The organism is Runella sp. R0.1_18 (genome assembly GCF_057652155.1).
The window spans coordinates 1-16,221 of the sequence record NZ_JBYFCK010000036.1 but is presented as its reverse complement, the minus strand read 5'-3'; the positions used below and the strand labels follow the sequence as shown (position 1 = coordinate 16,221).

Annotated in this window: 13 protein-coding genes; 6 read left to right on the top strand and 7 right to left on the bottom strand. The window is 42.3% G+C overall.

The window, feature by feature from the left end; translation table 11 throughout:
• Nucleotides 1-81: 81 nt before the first annotated feature.
• Entirely contained in the window at nt 82-699 is a 618-nt protein-coding gene (locus AC23P2_RS29940; RefSeq protein ID WP_487776613.1) for an NUDIX hydrolase, read from the bottom strand.
• 425 nt (nt 700-1,124) lie between these two features.
• Here AC23P2_RS29940 and AC23P2_RS29935 point away from each other — a divergent pair, with 425 nt between their 5' ends.
• Both AC23P2_RS29935 and AC23P2_RS29930 read left to right on the top strand, forming a co-directional pair.
• A complete protein-coding gene (locus AC23P2_RS29935) occupies nt 1,125-1,910 on the top strand; it encodes a DUF3223 domain-containing protein (RefSeq protein ID WP_487776600.1) in 786 nt (261 codons plus the stop codon).
• Nucleotides 1,911-2,385: 475 nt separating this feature from the next.
• Nucleotides 2,386-3,222 (top strand): Rpn family recombination-promoting nuclease/putative transposase, encoded by an 837-nt coding sequence (locus AC23P2_RS29930; RefSeq protein ID WP_487776599.1) that lies wholly within the window; start codon nt 2,386-2,388, stop codon nt 3,220-3,222.
• 96 nt (nt 3,223-3,318) lie between these two features.
• Here AC23P2_RS29930 and AC23P2_RS29925 read toward each other — a convergent pair whose 3' ends face one another.
• The 5 genes from AC23P2_RS29925 to AC23P2_RS29905 all read right to left on the bottom strand — a co-directional run bounded on the left by AC23P2_RS29925 (nt 3,319) and on the right by AC23P2_RS29905 (nt 9,292).
• Nucleotides 3,319-4,440, bottom strand: coding sequence for a hypothetical protein (locus AC23P2_RS29925; protein WP_487776598.1), 1,122 nt, complete (start codon nt 4,438-4,440; stop codon nt 3,319-3,321).
• A 24-nt stretch (nt 4,441-4,464) separates the two neighbouring features.
• Nucleotides 4,465-5,238, bottom strand: a complete 774-nt coding sequence (locus tag AC23P2_RS29920) for a hypothetical protein (RefSeq protein WP_487776597.1) — start codon at nt 5,236-5,238, stop codon at nt 4,465-4,467.
• Nucleotides 5,216-5,770, bottom strand: a complete 555-nt coding sequence (locus AC23P2_RS29915) for an RNA polymerase sigma factor (protein WP_487776596.1) — start codon at nt 5,768-5,770, stop codon at nt 5,216-5,218. The genes AC23P2_RS29920 and AC23P2_RS29915 overlap by 23 nt, the downstream gene beginning before the upstream one ends.
• A gap of 274 nt (nt 5,771-6,044) precedes the next feature.
• Entirely contained in the window at nt 6,045-7,622 is a 1,578-nt protein-coding gene (locus AC23P2_RS29910; protein ID WP_487776595.1) for an NAD(P)/FAD-dependent oxidoreductase, read from the bottom strand.
• A 38-nt stretch (nt 7,623-7,660) separates the two neighbouring features.
• Entirely contained in the window at nt 7,661-9,292 is a 1,632-nt protein-coding gene (locus AC23P2_RS29905; RefSeq protein ID WP_487776594.1) for a 7TM diverse intracellular signaling domain-containing protein, read from the bottom strand.
• A 575-nt stretch (nt 9,293-9,867) separates the two neighbouring features.
• Between AC23P2_RS29905 and AC23P2_RS29900 the strand changes: the two genes are divergently transcribed.
• Both AC23P2_RS29900 and AC23P2_RS29895 read left to right on the top strand, forming a co-directional pair.
• Nucleotides 9,868-11,454 (top strand): hypothetical protein, encoded by a 1,587-nt coding sequence (locus AC23P2_RS29900; RefSeq protein WP_487776593.1) that lies wholly within the window; start codon nt 9,868-9,870, stop codon nt 11,452-11,454.
• Nucleotides 11,455-11,506: 52 nt separating this feature from the next.
• Nucleotides 11,507-12,070, top strand: coding sequence for a helix-turn-helix domain-containing protein (locus AC23P2_RS29895; RefSeq protein ID WP_487776592.1), 564 nt, complete (start codon nt 11,507-11,509; stop codon nt 12,068-12,070).
• Nucleotides 12,071-12,181: 111 nt separating this feature from the next.
• On the opposite strand, the gene AC23P2_RS29890 is transcribed toward AC23P2_RS29895, so the two are convergent.
• Nucleotides 12,182-14,005 carry an ABC transporter ATP-binding protein gene (locus AC23P2_RS29890; RefSeq protein WP_487776591.1) on the bottom strand — a complete coding sequence of 608 codons (1,824 nt, stop codon included), beginning with the start codon at nt 14,003-14,005 and terminating at the stop codon, nt 12,182-12,184.
• A gap of 325 nt (nt 14,006-14,330) precedes the next feature.
• Here AC23P2_RS29890 and AC23P2_RS29885 point away from each other — a divergent pair, with 325 nt between their 5' ends.
• Both AC23P2_RS29885 and AC23P2_RS29880 read left to right on the top strand, forming a co-directional pair.
• Nucleotides 14,331-15,452, top strand: coding sequence for a hypothetical protein (locus AC23P2_RS29885; RefSeq protein WP_487776590.1), 1,122 nt, complete (start codon nt 14,331-14,333; stop codon nt 15,450-15,452).
• The gene (locus AC23P2_RS29880; protein WP_487776589.1) at nt 15,446-15,916 is read left to right on the top strand and encodes a hypothetical protein; all 471 of its coding nucleotides are present in this window, start codon (nt 15,446-15,448) and stop codon (nt 15,914-15,916) included. The genes AC23P2_RS29885 and AC23P2_RS29880 overlap by 7 nt, the downstream gene beginning before the upstream one ends.
• The last annotated feature ends 305 nt before the right edge of the window (nt 15,917-16,221 follow it).

Sequence of the window (16,221 nt, the reverse complement as noted above, 5' to 3'; positions counted from 1 at the left end):
CTACGAAAGCCGTGCCAAAATTAGCAAATTCGGTAGAAAGCCGACGAAACGTCGGTCTTAAAAGTTGTTAAAAGAAGGATATTATCCAAGAAGCGTCGTCAACTCGCTTATCATCATGGCGGTAGCACCCCACACTTTATGCCCCTGAATATCGTAAAAAGGGGTTTCGATAGTAACCCCGCGCACTTCGAGCTGAGTGCGACCTATCACCCCTTCGTCGAGCAGCTCGTCGAGGCTCACTTCGAGGACGGCCTCCACTTCGCGCGGGTCGGGGTAAAAGTCGGGTTTGTAGGGGAGTTTGCCCACCACAGGCAATACAAAAAAGTTGCTGGGAGGAATGAACAATTCCGTCAGTTTACCAAGCACCTTCACGTCGGCGGCTTTGATGCCAATTTCTTCTTGGGCTTCGCGAAGTGCGGTACGTATCAAGTTTTCATCCGTTTTTTCATAACGTCCTCCAGGGAAAGCCATTTGGCCTGCGTGAACTCCGTCGTATTTGGGGCGGAGAATGAGGGGGGCAAAAATTTTATCGCGGTAAGGATAAAACAAAATTAAGACCGCAGAGCGCCGCGTTTTTTCATTGGGTTGCGCCTTCAACCGCAGTCGGTTAGCCGATGCCATCTTCAGATGCGCGTCTTGCCCCGGCAGTGGCAACTGCAGTTGTTGTTCGAGGCGATGTATAAAATCGTGAAACGGCATCTTTACATTACTATTGCTTTTACGAAAGCGCAATTTAGCGGTATTATGCTTTTATTAATCTTTTTTTTACAAAAAACTAATGATTTTCTTGCACAATTTTCAAAATAATTGCCTACCGCGGTGCACCATTAACCGCTCGTAACGCTGTTTTGTTTGGAAACCAACAGCGCTATGTCGTTAATTTCTATTGGCTTTTGAGGTTGTTGGTGAGATTGATAGGTGCAGACAAAAAATCAATTCAACTACTTGAGTAATTACACTAATATTTTTACTTTGGGAATGGTGAGTAGCTAAGCTGAACTCCCATGTGGTAGGTTATGTACTAGGTACCTTAGCCTCCTACCAAACGTTTACAAATATTTAACGACGATGGAGTGGCTTCTAGCTACTTGTTAGGCAAATATCTCAGGAAACAGGTGACAATAATGAGAAAATCTTTTAAAATAGGACGGAAAGAGTACAAATTCAAAAAAGATGCGATTGCGCATTATCGAACCATATTAAACTCCTATGACTTTGGAGAATCATTAAGTGACTCTGATTTTGACGACCTTATCGACTTGCTAGACTATGACTATTTTAATTATTTAGCAGAACTTGAAGCTACCGAAGATAATGTTGAACAAGAATTAATTGATGAAATCGAATTAAATGAAAGCCAAGAAAACAATGACGCTGAGATAACAATTGAAGACATAAAAATTGCAAGAGTTCAATTTAATACGAAGTGCTTTGAAGTATTTTACAGCGATGAAACAAGTACATATATTTCGTACTTAATGATAATAAATAACACTAAATATACACCTGAAAAACTATTTTATGTTGCCTGTAGGAATTCAATTCATACCGACATTAAAGCGGTTAAACAAGAGTATTTTGACAAAAACTCAGTGAAAGGGCAAGTAAAATGTCAAGAAACAGGCATATTATCAAAATGGACTGAATTAGTTGTTGACCACAGACAGCCAAACACTTTTTCGGTTATTGTTGATAGGTTTAAAGAAGTTAACAGGATTGATTTAGAAATAATTGAATACACCTCAAATGGACAAAATCATATAATTTTCAAAGATGAAAGTTGGACTGAGCAATTCAGAAAGTATCATACGGAAAAAGCAAGTTTACGTATCGTGCGAACAGAATGTAATTCAAGTAGAACTGGATTGGCGAGAATTAAACGAACATCAAAAGACTTAACGATTAAATGAGAAAAATATCTGCTAACAGCTAAGCTTTCGTCGTGGCTAAGAGCCAAGCCATAAAACCCCGAACGCTTTCGGTATTAAACGAAATACGGGTGGGCGGTGAGTACTCACCCAACCTTTTTGCTTTTGTTATGGAGTTATCATCGAAGGGGAAACTACACATAGGGCGGATTTTTGCTGGGGTTTGTTAAAACTTTCGGGAAGGGGCCGATACTCCACGCTGGGTCAACACAGTTATTGCTAATAATAAAGGGTACGAGCGTTTTTGGCCAAAAGCGAGGCTATAGTGCTTCTATGAAACATTTCTGCAATGTTCAACCGCAGTAATTTTATTGAATCGCTCTGGCAGCCCCGTTTTATACTAAAAATCCACCATATCACACATCTGTAAACCATGCCAGTGACCTGGCAAAATTTAACTAACAAAGCTAACATGGACAAAAATGCTTAAATTTGCCTAGCAATTTTAGATAAAAAGATGAGAGCAAAATATATAAACCCATTTACCGACTTCGGATTTAAAAAGATTTTCGGAGAAGAAGCCAGTAAGCCCTTGCTTATCGACTTTTTGAATGCCCTTTTGCCTCAAACCAACAAGATTATTGACCTAAATTTCAAAAATACGGAACAATTAGGGCAAACCGATGCTGATCGAAAAGCTATTTATGACATTTATTGTGAAAATGAAAATGGCCAGAAGTTCATTGTTGAGCTTCAGAAAGCCAAACAAAACTATTTTAAGGAAAGAACTATTTATTATTCTACCTTTCCAATTCGGGAACAGGCTGAAAAAGGTGAATGGAATTATAATCTAAAAGCAATATACTGTGTTGGCATTTTGGATTTTACTTTTGACGACTACGAAAATGAACCTGAAAAAAGCGAAGTAGTTCATACCATAAAACTGAAAAACCAAAACGGGAAGACTTTTTATGATAAGCTGACTTACATCTATCTTGAAATGCCGAATTTTAAACAAACGGAAGAGCAATTGAAAACCCGTTTGGACAAATGGTTGTATTTCATCAAGTATTTGGAAGATTTTCAAACAATCCCGACAATTTTCAAGGACGAAGTATTTACCCAAGCTTTTGAGAAAGCTGAATTGGCAAAATTTGGACAAGCAGAGTTGGACAATTATGAAAATAGTTTGAAAACATACAGGGATTTGAAAGGTGTGATTGACACAGCTTTTGACGAAGGAAAAATAGAAGGGAAAATAGAAGTTGCAAAAAAAATGAAACTCAAAGGTCTATCATCATCAGATATTTCCGATTTGACGGGGCTTTCTAAAGGTATAATCGACAAGTTGTAAGGCAAAAATTCACTCGGACTACACGATGGTTATCGTGCTGGTCATACTGAGACACGCACGAAGGTGCGAGCGTTCTGCTCGCACCCTCACAAACTCCTAAATCCCAATTTGTAGTCGTAAACCAGGTTGGACGCTTTTGAAGAAACCGTTAAAATAGATTTCGGGCTGTATCTTAAACATGCCATAGGTCGTGACAGTCATCGAAAAATTCCACGTGTTTTTGTCAAAAATAGGCCCATTTCTGGTCACTGAATGCCCCAAATACGCCCCAAACAGCACTTTTTGGGTATTTATTTGTTTTGAGGAAGGGCGTCTAAAATCGTAAAAGGTAACGCCTACTTGCACAAAACCATTGCTATGGGTAGTAAAACGCTGGGTCTGATCATCGCGCTCGGTGAAAAACATACTGCGCCATCCCACCGTGTAGCCAATCGTTTTGTACCTGTTGGGCACAAACGTAAAATCAACTTGCGAGTTGGGCACCCATTGATTTCTAAACAAACCGATTCCAAACGAGGGATGAACGGCGATAAAGTCTTCTTTTTTATTTTGTACCTTTCTAAACTTCCTTCCCGACAAAGGCGTGTCAGTGTATTCAAACGAAAACCGTTCGTCGATCAGGTCGTGCCCCGTGTATTTTTTTACATCCTCCAACGCTTTCCGTATGTGTGCGTTGGCTGTCGATGTTTCAGCAAATACTTCGGCGTCCTCTAAGTTGTTCAACACAAAACAAAAATACACCAACTCATTCGTTACCAAACTTTTAGCCTTGGCATTTCCTACCTTAATTTGAATGGGAGCGGTTGCATTTTGCACAATGAGCAGCGTATCTTGGGATGTTTTTAGCAACAAAGGTTCGGCATTTTGCGGCCTAAGTTGGAAACGCTGTTGGGCAGAGGTGTGTTCTTTCAAATCCAGTTGGCACTGTCCGTTACTAAGGGGTTTGTAAATAACCGTGCGCGCATTGGTCGTTTCTTCCAGACCCGTTTTTATTTTCTTAAAATCCCTGACAAACAACGCAAGGGTAGAGTCGATGTTTTGAAATTGTTGTAAACTGCGCACGTTGGGGGCATATACCACCAGCTTATTTCCTTTTTCCAACTCAAATTGATAACGACTGTGCTTTTCGAGCATCCAAGGTTTTGTTCCTGGTAAATTTTGAGCAAAAGCATGGCTTAGGATGCCCGCTGCGAGCATCGTTGTAATGAAGGTTTTCATGGTATTTAGAGGATTTTGAGTGTTTTAATCTTTTTTTCTGAGGTACGTCATGATGCTACTTTCCGACTGATTCTCGCTGTTGGTATGCCAATTAATCACCACAAACCCTTTGGATTTGGCCTCTTTTTCACGGGCTTCGGCCATTTCTACTTTGTGGTAATCAGCCAATTCGTTGGCATGGATAATTTTAAAGGAAGACTTGGCTTTGTTTTTGGCCGTAAAAAAACGGGACGGTTTGGTCGCAACGGGCTGACTTGCTTCGGGCAGCAACGCCGTGGCTACTTCGGGTGTTGTGGAAACAGTCTCCAACTTAACAACCGTCACGGGTTCAACCTCAGTAGCAGGATGTTTTACTTCGTGGTTTGGCTCGATTTCAGAAAGAGCAGGAGCTAGCGCAAGGTGGGTCGCGGGCGATGATGCCACAGCTAATTTTTTACGAACAAGGGACCGTTCGGGCGTAACTTTCTGGCCAATACGCTCCCTAGATATTGTGACCAAAGAATGTTTTTGAAGCGCATTAACACTTTTTTTAACTATCTGATTATCAGTATTTTTATCAATAAACCACTGCATTCTCCAGCCCATTTCACCCACCAACAACAGTAGCCCTACCGCTGCGGCAATACGATAACCTATGACCCTCCCTTGGCGACCAAACAACGGTTTTTCCTTGGCGGCAGGATGCAGTTCGGCTTGTAATTGCTGCCAAACCATCCCCGACCGAAAGTTTTCGGGTGGGCTATCGAGGCTATCCAGTTCTCCCCTCACCCATTCGTCAAATCGTTCCGTATTGCTCATAGCCTCTTTGTTTTAAAAGTTGTTGTAACATGGCCCTTGCTTTGCTCAACTGCGACTTGGAAGTTCCGACGTTGATGTTCAGTTGTTGGGCGATTTCTTCATGTTTAAATCCTTCTACGACGTACAAATTAAACACCATACGGTAGCCCGCTGGTAATTCGAGCAGTGCGGCATAAATTGCTTCGGCATCAATCGACGCATCGGGCAGCTCTATTTTATAGGCGCCATCCGCTTCGTCGGTATCCGTAAATACGGGCAATGCCTTTTTTTGACGAAGGTGCATGAGGGCTTCGTTGACCATGATACGTTTGAGCCAAGCTTCCAGGCTGTGGTCATCGCGGTAGTCAAAATCGGGCAAGCCTCTAAAAAACTTCAAAAAACCATTCATCAATACTTCTTCCGCATCTTGGCTGTGCCGAACATAACGCATACAAAGCCGAAACAGTCGCGCGGCAAAGCCCTCATACAGCCTATTCTGCGCGAATCGGTTGTTTTCTTTGCACATTTCAACAACTTTCTGCCAGCGATACACGGGTTTACTTCGTTTGGTTTCAATGATAGAAATGCAGAAATAACCCGATGGGTTGCCTGAAGGGTAAAAAAATTAATGCCGACAATGCCGTGGGCGTAGTGAGCGGGGATTCTCAAATCCCCGCGAGGCAACAAATGAATACAATCGGGGTTGTGAGCAACCCCTTCGTTGGGATTTGAGAATCCCAACACACTATTTATAAAAATCTTCCCGAAAGTTTTGAACTTTCGGGAAGGTATAACACGGTGATAGATGCCTACGGCATGACAAAAAACTACTTCCCATACAATTTCACCAAACACTCCGCCACAAACGTACCGTCTAAAGCCGCTGACATGATGCCGCCCGCGTAACCTGCCCCTTCGCCACATGGAAAAAGTCGCTTGGTTTGAAGATGCTCTGCCGTTTCGCGATCGCGGGGGATACGTACGGGAGAAGAGGTTCGGCTTTCGGTGCCAATCAATTGTGCTTCGTTTGAGACATACCCCTTCATTTTTTTTCCAAAATCTTGCAAACCCAACCGCAAAGGCTCGGCAATGTGCGGCGGCAAATACTCGCGTAAATCCAGCGACTGTAGCCCAGGCTGGTAGGATGTTTCCAACAAACTACTGGACGTGCGTTGTTTGATAAAATCCTGCACCCGTTGCGCAGGCGCTATCTGCCCCCCCCCCGTAATGGCACAGGCTTTTTGTTCAATTTTCTTTTGAAGTTCAAGCCCCGCCAATGGCCCAAACTTGGCAAACGGCTTTAAATCTACTTCTTCGATGCTCACTACCATGCCCGAATTGGCAAAACGGGAATCGCGTCGCGAAGGCGACATGCCATTGACCACCAATTCGCCTGGCGCCGTTGCCGCTGGAACGATAAACCCACCTGGACACATACAAAACGAAAATACGCCCCGCTGTACGCCGTTGACGCGGGTCTGAGTCACCAAGCTATATGAGGCCGCGGGCAAATACGCCCCTCGATCAGCACAATGGTACTGCACCGAATCAATCAAGCTTTGGGCGTGCTCAATCCGCACCCCGACGGCAAAGGGCTTACTTTCAATGTAAACGCCTCGTTGATGACATAGTTCGAAAATATCGCGGGCCGAGTGTCCCGTCGCCAAAATCACCCCCAATCCCACGTACTCTTTGCCGTCGGACGTGATGACACCATGAATCGCTTCGGACTGATTATCAAGTATAAAATCCGCCACTCGCGTGTTAAAATGCACTTCCCCACCTGCTTGCAGAATGCTTTCGCGCATGTCGGCAATCAGCGGGGGAAGTTTGTTGGTGCCAATGTGCGGATGGGCATCGTATAGAATTTGTTCGGTAGCCCCGTGCGCCACCAAGATTTCCAAAATTCGTCGTACATCGCCCCTTTTGTTGGAACGAGTATATAATTTACCGTCTGAATACGTCCCTGCCCCACCTTCTCCAAAGCAATAATTGGAATCGGGATCAACGATGTGTTCTTTGTTAATCGCTGCCAAATCGCGCCGACGCGCTCGTACATCCTTACCGCGCTCCAGTACAATGGGTTTGTAGCCCAACTCAATCAGGCGCAAGGCTGCAAACATCCCCGCAGGCCCGCAGCCCACAATCACCACGGCAGGCTTATTAGATACGTCTGGGTAATTTTTTTGATAGACAATCGCTGGTGGAGCAGCTTCATCGGCATACACCTCCACCGACACGTTGACTTTCACTTGCCGCGAGCGGGCGTCGATGGACTGCTTTAATTTACGAATTGTGAGGGTTTCGGCTTGTTGTAGCCCCAAATGACGAACTACGTACTGTTGAAAAGCCGTATCGTCGAGTGCCACGTCGGGTGGCAGCGTAAGTTGAAATGATTGGTGCATTTGAAAGGGATTTAGCCTTTAATAAGCACAAAGGTACGTCAAATCCCTAAAATTGCGAGTAGCTCGGCCTTTTTCGTGCGTGACACGCTCACCTCACTTTCATCGGCCATGATGAGGGTTCCGCCGTCGCCTTTTACATAACGCACTACTTGGCGTAAGTTTATAAGGTGAGATTTGTGTACCCGCATAAATTCATTTTCCACCAAAAATGGCTCAAAATCCGCCAACGGCTTAGAAGCCATCACTTTTTTCTGATTCGTCAAAAAAATATTGCAATAACTTCCCATCGCTTGCAAGTGAATGATATCTGATAACGGCAACAACAGCACACCGTTCATCGACGGCACCGATAGGCGCTTGAGCGGTTGGGGAGCGTCTTCGAGAACAACACGGGCGTTTTTCTCTTGCAATTGACGGTTTTGCTCCTGAACTCGTTGGTATTCGGTCAGCAGCTTTTCGTTTTCTTCCAAACGTTTCAGCGACAACGAACGAGCGTCGTCTGCTTCCTGCCGAAAAATGCGGATACGGTCAGCAAGGGCAAAAGAGAAAAGCGCAGCTTCTAACATCGTTCCAATAGGAAAAGCATTATATACCAAAAAATGAGTACTTGTAATGATTCCCATTTTCCACAACGTAATTACAACCACCGAGCCAAGAAATACCGTCCACCCCAACAAATAAAACCGAGCTTGCTGCAATCCTTTCCAAAACACGATAATAGCCGTTGTCATCAGCAAAGTACAGCTCACCAAAAAAGACAACATCGTCAGGTTATTGGATAGGGGCCGAATGTTAAAGATTTCGAGCAAGGGTAAGCAACTTACCAACCCCAAATATACTTGTAGGATGCGATGCAGACGCGGCACAATGGCTTTGGTTTGAAGAAACTGCATGGCAAACAAAATCACCAGCCATGTATTAATCACCGACGGTGTATCAATCCAACGGTTAAAAGACGGGTAATCGGGCCACAGTAAATCAAAACCGATGCCTTCGAGCCGAATAACCACAAACGTACAAGTGATGACATAAACGCAATAGGTAAAATAAAGACGTTCACGTAACTGTATGAAAATAAATAAATTATACAAAAATACGAGCAACATCCACCCCAAAAAGACACCCTCAAAAGTGTCATTTCTGTGTTGCCAACTCGCCAGCGCTCTCTCAGACGCCACGTACATTGAGGCCAATAAGGTAGCATCGCCACTTATTCCAATATAAACTGTTTGAGGATGAGTCCCCAGCGGTACTGTCAGCTGATTATTATGAAAAAATCGGCTGTTATATTTTTCCAAAAAACCCGTTTTATAATAGCTAATTACCCCTTTTTGGTCGATAACATAAACTTCCATTTTGAAAATATTCTCTTCGTCACAAAGCAGATAAAGAGCTCCTGACGTCTGGTTTTCGAGCGATGCCCTCAACCATATTTTTGAGCTACGAACGCCAAAATTAGGAGCCGTTTTAGTATTTTTTTGAAACGCTTTTGGGGGCAGTTTTTGAAGTTGTTCTATACCAAACAGTCGGCTTTTATCTTCATAAAACTGAAGATAGCTTCCCAGCGAAGTCGTCTTAGTTCCCTTGTAATGAAGTACCGGATACGTCTGACTCTTCCCTGAAAAAGTGCTTAATAAGCATCCTAACAAAAACAAAATAAAACATCTCACAGGCTAAAGAAAGTATGTCTTTTAACAAGGTTTAATAATTGCAAAATTCTAGCATCCTTCAAATTACATGCACGTAAGTACATTTTTCTTTTAAAATCATTACAATATCACAATTTTTATATCTATGTTATTTTACCAATCTATCTATACGTATATTTTTTAATCCTTATTTGTTTTGCATAAGTACCTTTTTCAATACATTCACATTGGTATAAGCATTTATTAGGCATCAGCTATATGCTTTTCTGCATTGAAGCTCTATTTGAGTTAGATGCTACAAAAATGTCCTAGCGAAATTTGTAAGCGCCGCTCGAACTACTTTGCAAACAATTTGTTCAATGGTGTATTCTGATTCATTCAAAACATAGATGACGTCAACTGAGACAAGTAGTGTATCCCAGAACAAAAGGGTCAAAGATGGCCTAACAAAACAGCTTTTTAACCATAATGATAGGTTACAAATGGCTATCATTGCCCAAAAGGTATATCAAAAGTGCAAAATATGGCTGTTATTTGCAATACTTTGTTTGGGGGTAAATAACTGTACAAAAAATCATAACGTAGGCTTCGACCAAATGCCCAAGGAGTGGCTGACAGCCAAGGCAGAAATAGAAACCTACAGTGCCATAGACTCAAGCAAGGCTTTTTCATTGGTAAAAAAGTTTCAGGAACAACACCCAAATTCAGCATTGGCACAGGTCATCTGCCTGCTGGGCTATGCCGAAACCTACCGCTTTTGGTATAACAACACCCTTGCCACTGAATATGCAAAAAAAGCAGCCTCGGCTGCAAAAAAAATAGGCTATTTAGAAGGGCAAGTTCAGGCAGACTTGCTCATTGTCGAAACAATCAAAGAATGTGATACGTGCTTAGATTACTTACTTAATATTGAAAAAACCATCCAATCAAATGCCTCAGCATTTACGGTTAAAACTATTTTTCGTTTTTATTATGACATGGGGTATTATCACTATGAAATCAGTGACACTAAAACAGCAAAATATTATTTTTTTCAAGCAAATGAACTAGCGAAAAAGAACCAATTATCTCTCGAAGAAAGTACCGCAAAAAGCGCCTTAGGTTCGGTATTCTCCCGTGAAGAAAATCTTAACAAAGCAATTACATTTCATCAACAAGCGATTGCTAAATGTCAGCAAAATACCTCTAACAAATGTGGAAATCATTACTACGAATATGCCATTACTCTCCTTGAATTAAAGCGTTATGACGATGCCTTAAAGGCCATTCTTACCGCCGAAAGACTGTACAAGGTACATCCACATACGTTCAATGCGGGCGAGGTTGATGGTATCCTTGGCACGATTTATTTAAAACAAAAAAATTACGAGAAGGCAGAAAAAAGTTATTTGGCATTTTATAAAAAAGCGCGATTTTCTTCGACCAAGATTTGGGCGCACAATCTGTTGACCAATTACTATTATACAATTGGTGACTTCAAAAATGCGTTCATAAATAGTCAGAAATCTATCAAAATGCGTGACTCTGTTTATTCAAATGAACGCACCTACACCTCAGTTGCCAAACGAACACATTTCGAACTTGCGCAAAAAGACGAAGAGGTTCAGGCAGCCAATGTTCGGCTAAGATATGCCATTATTATTGGTATTTGTATTTTATTAACTACCCTAACTTTGGGCTTTTTGATTTATCGGAATCACCAGCTCACTAAACAGCTTACCCAATTAGAACAAGAAAAATTACAGCAAAAAATTGATTTTGAACAGCGAAAACTCGCCACAACCACCCTGCATTTGAGCCAACAAAGTGATTTGTTACGAAATATAAAAAAAGAAATTGAACAGCTTAACGAAAATGCCGACCCTAGCTTACGAACTAAAATAAAACACCTTTTAAAAACCTTTGATAATAATACAAACGATGAAAATGAGTGGGATAAGTTTAAGCTTCATTTTGAGGCAGTATCACCTCATTTTTTTGAAGTGCTTCGCCAACGTTCAACCTCAATTACCGAACTAGACCTAAAACATTGTGCCTATTTAAAAATCAACTTATCTCCTAAGCAAGTAGCTCAAATTCTGGGAGTAAGCCCCAAAAGTGTTACATTATCTCGGGTACGTATCAAAAAGAAATTACAACTCGATGAACACGAACAACTTAGCACTTATTTGCAAAGTATTTAGTATATAATTTCCTATTCTATTGACAATCCTCTTTTCTTTAAACAATTGTACTATGAACTCTGGAACCATTACAAATATTCCTCTACCGTCTCCCGCTAATGAGCACATTAGCATCGTTGTTTCCGAAAGCGATTCAAGCCAAGTTCTTAGGCTACTTATTGAACATCGAATTCCGTTTAGTTGTATTCATTCTTCTACAGGAATTTACCCCAATTTAATTAGCAAATCCACAACGAACACACCTAGCAATACTTCTGAGGATATATATATATTTAAGGACGAGTTTGTAGAAAAAATCCAGCAATTACACGAACAAATTGTTTCTGATTTTTCTTTTAAAATACCATCCATTGACGAAGTTTCAAGCTCGTTTAAAGTAAGTCCAAGCAAGTTTAAAAGTGTATTTAAAAGCTTATACCAAACACCTTACCACCAGTACTTTATAGAGCACAAAATGCAACAAGCACGCGAGCTTCTTGAGAGCGGTCGGTATTCGGTAAAGCAAGTATCTGACCTTTTGGGCTACACCACTCCGATTAAGTTTGTGATTGTGTTCAAAAAATACCAAAAGGTAACGCCAGGCAGAATTAAAGTTAACGCACGAGTCCGTAAGTAAGCTCAACGTTTGAATAAACGTGAATATACTGAGGTAAAACGCGGGTTTAGTTTTAGGTAAAAATAAAAACATCCCGAAAGTTTGAAACTTTCGGGATGTGCCCTCGATATTCTAGGTATAACCTCTTGCTTGTAGTTGAAACAACTCGGCGTAACGTCCTTTTTGGGCCATCAACGTTTCGTGGCTACCCGATTCCAACAACTCACCGTTTTCGATCACAATGATACGATCGGCCATGCGGACGGTGGAGAAACGGTGCGAAATCAACAAGGCCATTTTCCCTTGTGTCAATTCCGCGAAACGTTGAAACACCTCGTATTCAGCGCGGGCGTCCAAAGCAGCGGTGGGTTCGTCCAAAATCAACAACTCAGAATCCCGCATGTAGGCGCGGGCCAAGGCAATTTTTTGCCACTCTCCGCCCGACAGCTCCGTACCTCCGCTAAAATGCCGTCCTAACACTTGCTGCAAGCCGTTTGGAAATTTTTGAATCAAATTAGCAGCTAAACTCCGCTCAGCGGCGGTTTGCACGCGCTGGAGTTCGTGGATATGCTCGATGTCACCCACGGCAATGTTGGCCTGCGCAGTCATCATCAAACGAATATAATCCTGAAAAATCACCCCAATGTGGCGTTGTAATTCACCCAAATCGTACTCGCGTAAATCCACGCCATCTAACAAAATACGGCCTTCGGTGGGATCATACAAGCGGGTCAACAATTTCACAAGGGTCGTTTTTCCTGCCCCATTTTCACCCACTATCGCCAGTTTTTCGCCTTTTTTTAGGGTAAAATTCAAGTTCTCAAACACCCATTTGGACGCATTTGGGTAACGAAAACTGACGTTTTCAAACACAAAACCTTCTTGAATAACACTAGGAAATGGGCGCGGGTGCAGCGGCGAGGCCACCTCAGGTTGGAGGTGAAAAAAATTAAAGAAGTCTTTGAGGTACAACGCCCCCTGCGAAATGCTCGTAAAACGGTTCAGAACCCCTTCGAGCGACGATTTTAGCTGCCGAAACGACCCTGCCAAAAACGTTAAACTCCCCAACGTAATGCTCCCTTTGACGGTTTCTAGTCCAATGTATCCGTAAGCGCCGTAGTAGCCTGCCGTCCCCACGGCCGTCAGCAGCGCGCCCCAAAACGCCCGTCGCATCGCCAATTTTTTGTTTTGCTCATAGTACCCACTCGATACTTCCCGAAAACGCTCCGTCAAGAATTTCGACAAGTTAAAGAGCTTTACCTCCTTGGCGTTGACGTTGCTGGCTCCCACATAACGCAGGTAATCGAGTTCGCGGCGCTGGGGCGTCCATTGGTAAGAAAGGGCGTAGCTTTCGGCGTTGAAGTAAAACTCCCCCAAAAACGCGGGTAAGATGCTCAGTACCAGTATCAAAATCAACCAAGGACTAAACACCACCAAGCCTGCCCCCAGAAAACCAATGGTAATAATGTCTTGGAATTGCGCCAGCGTTTGGGCCAACAAAGCCGTGCGTCCGACGGTTTGCTGACGGGCGCGTTCGAGTTTATCGTAAAAAACGGGGTCTTCAAATTGCGCCAAATCGAGGGTAGCGGCGTGTTCCATGATTTGAATAGAAGAACGATTGGCGTGCAAATCGCCCAAGAGCGCATCGAGCAAGGACGTGGCACGGTTGAGGCCATCCGACAGCACCGCCAGCCCAAGCTCAAGGCCAATCAACCACAGCAACCAAGACGTATCCGTCGAGTGGGAATTGATTAGTCTTACTACCTCATCAATAATCAATTTGCCCAAATACAACGTACCAAAAGGAATAGCCGAACGTACCAAACGTAGCAGTCCATTGCCCGCTGTCATCCACGGGTGGGTATTCCAAATTTCCTTAAAAAACGGGGGTAAATACTTGAGCGCCGCAAAACGGTCTTTGAGGGTGGGTTGGGGAAGTTTGTTTTTTGGGGCCATTTATCTATTTTTTCCTAAAAACAGGCTTTCCTTTTATTTAGTTTGCCCTCCCCAAACTAAAGGCTCGCCCCAAACTACAATTTGGGGCGCACACGGCCCAGCGTCTCCGACGCATAAAACTCGCTCCAAACTACGATTTGGGGCGCGCACGGCTCAGCGTACCGCCAGATTAGCAGCAGTTACTACTGTTTGTCAAGCCAAAAACGCTGTTTATCAAGGTACAACTAAGATTCAAAGTTGGGGTTGGAAAGAAATTTATGAAGTGCTCAAGCTTTGTGCAAGCAGTGGTTTTGCCACAGCCCCCGATGGTATCATTCCTAAATGTTTGTGGGATGTACCCATTGCTCCACCATTAGCTTATTACCAAGCTGACCCTGCTTTTGTAGCGGGCTTTATAGATGGTGCTTATAGTACCGTTGGCCAATTGTTCTCTTCTGCCGTTTCGATACTCGACATAGCCACCTGCTATTCCCCAAACGTTGGTACATTTAATCCTTCGCCCAAGTGTATCGAAATCATGACAAAAACCTTTGAGACTTTTGACATGATTCGAGAATTGGTCACCAATAAAACGGTCAGAGACCAAGCATGGGTTCAAATCAAAAGACAGGCAGGACTTCAAGCCGCTAAATTTACCAAAATTCTAAAGGCAGTTGATAATATTAGTGACCAAATCAAGGTCATTCACCATGCTATTCATGGGCTTGGTGGGAAGTTTGTAAAAACTGCCTCACGCGGGGTAGTGGATGTAGTGATGAAATCGGGGCAAAAAGTATTCAAGTGTACCAATGGGGTATTAAGTGAAATACGTTGGAAAACAGGCAATGGCTGGATAGAATCCAAAGTACTGTATGGCGTAGATTATATCAACTCAACTGGAAATAAGGTAAAAAATGGTGTACTAAAACTTTACAAACGTACCAACTGCCGCCTCTCTGCCGATGCTGCCGATGATGCTTGTGATTGGGCGGTGGAGGCTGCGTTAAGAGAGATCCGAGATATAATTAGCGGAGAGTTGCAGGTGGGCTCGTATGGTGATTTAGGAAAAGGATTAGTAAATCTTGAAAAACATCATGTACCCTCAAACGCTTATATGTCAAGATTGTTACAAAATGCCACATATTCAAACCATTGGAGTAAAGGAAAATGGAGTTATTACAAAGGGAACGCAATCACTATTGAAAAAACATCGGGGATACCTTCAAGTACAACAAGGCATGGTAGAACCGCTACATTTCGTAGTAATATGGATCCAATTACAAGACAAGCATACTATGATTTAAGCCCTTCACAAGCATTAAGATTTGATATTCAAAATTTAGTTGATATTTATAAACAAGATGGTGTTTATAATCAATCTGTAATGAGTAAATTAAGGGCATTAATAGACAACAACCAAAATCAATACCCTGACATTTTTAACGAAAAAATTGTAACAATATGGTGAACAGTAAACTTTCCGAGATAATTTCAGCCTTGGTTGAAAACAATAAAATATCAAATATTAATCAAGAGAAAATTTTTATTGACAGCCTTGAGAAACTTGAAAATATGTCTATGGATATATTTAATGAATGGATGTTTAATAGTCTGTGTAAAGTAATTTATGACGACAGCCAACGGCCTGATTTAATTCAATCAATTATTAGTCTATTAGAACACAATTACAGTGATAATGACTATGTGATATTTTTACTCAATAACATAGAATTGTTGTTGAGAAATGCACATGACTGGTTTTTAGCAATGATAAGTTCCCTGTTACATACATCAGATGATGTTGTACACTTATTGTTTTCACAAATAAGTCTGCAAAATAAAAAAGAAATTTTACAGCCTGTATTTGAAAAATTAAAGGAAGAAGATTTAATAGAACCAGAAGTGTTAAATGAATTTTATTTAATCAAGTAAATGATTGAATAAGGGATGATCCCCCTCGTTGTTCGTAGTGTTCAAAGATTACTACGCACCCAAAATAAATAGCCCGTGCGGAGTACCGTGTTGGTAACTGCGATATCGTTCATTGACATTTTGAGAAACACGAAAGTGTGAATCGAGCATAAGGGTTTTGCTTGTAAGAGAGGCTACTCCAACAAAAAAGTAGCCTCTCCACAGGCCGTGGCTACGTAAGTGTGCTGTTGCCCATGGGCGTTACCCAAAACGTGGCCGTGACTTTCGACAACATTGCCATCAACGACTGCTACGAACTCGTTAAT

Excerpts from the sequence above, each read along its gene's own strand:
- AC23P2_RS29925 (WP_487776598.1), bottom strand. The coding sequence starts at position 4,440 with ATGAAAACCTTCATTACAACGATGCTCGCAGCGGGCATCCTAAGCCAT.
- AC23P2_RS29900 (WP_487776593.1), top strand. The coding sequence starts at position 9,868 with ATGCCCAAGGAGTGGCTGACAGCCAAGGCAGAAATAGAAACCTACAGT.
- AC23P2_RS29890 (WP_487776591.1), bottom strand. The coding sequence starts at position 14,005 with ATGGCCCCAAAAAACAAACTTCCCCAACCCACCCTCAAAGACCGTTTT.
- AC23P2_RS29920 (WP_487776597.1), bottom strand. The coding sequence starts at position 5,238 with ATGAGCAATACGGAACGATTTGACGAATGGGTGAGGGGAGAACTGGAT.
- AC23P2_RS29895 (WP_487776592.1), top strand. The coding sequence starts at position 11,507 with ATGAACTCTGGAACCATTACAAATATTCCTCTACCGTCTCCCGCTAAT.
- AC23P2_RS29935 (WP_487776600.1), top strand. The coding sequence starts at position 1,125 with ATGAGAAAATCTTTTAAAATAGGACGGAAAGAGTACAAATTCAAAAAA.
- AC23P2_RS29910 (WP_487776595.1), bottom strand. The coding sequence starts at position 7,622 with ATGCACCAATCATTTCAACTTACGCTGCCACCCGACGTGGCACTCGAC.
- AC23P2_RS29930 (WP_487776599.1), top strand. The coding sequence starts at position 2,386 with ATGAGAGCAAAATATATAAACCCATTTACCGACTTCGGATTTAAAAAG.
- AC23P2_RS29880 (WP_487776589.1), top strand. The coding sequence starts at position 15,446 with ATGGTGAACAGTAAACTTTCCGAGATAATTTCAGCCTTGGTTGAAAAC.
- AC23P2_RS29940 (WP_487776613.1), bottom strand. The coding sequence starts at position 699 with ATGCCGTTTCACGATTTTATACATCGCCTCGAACAACAACTGCAGTTG.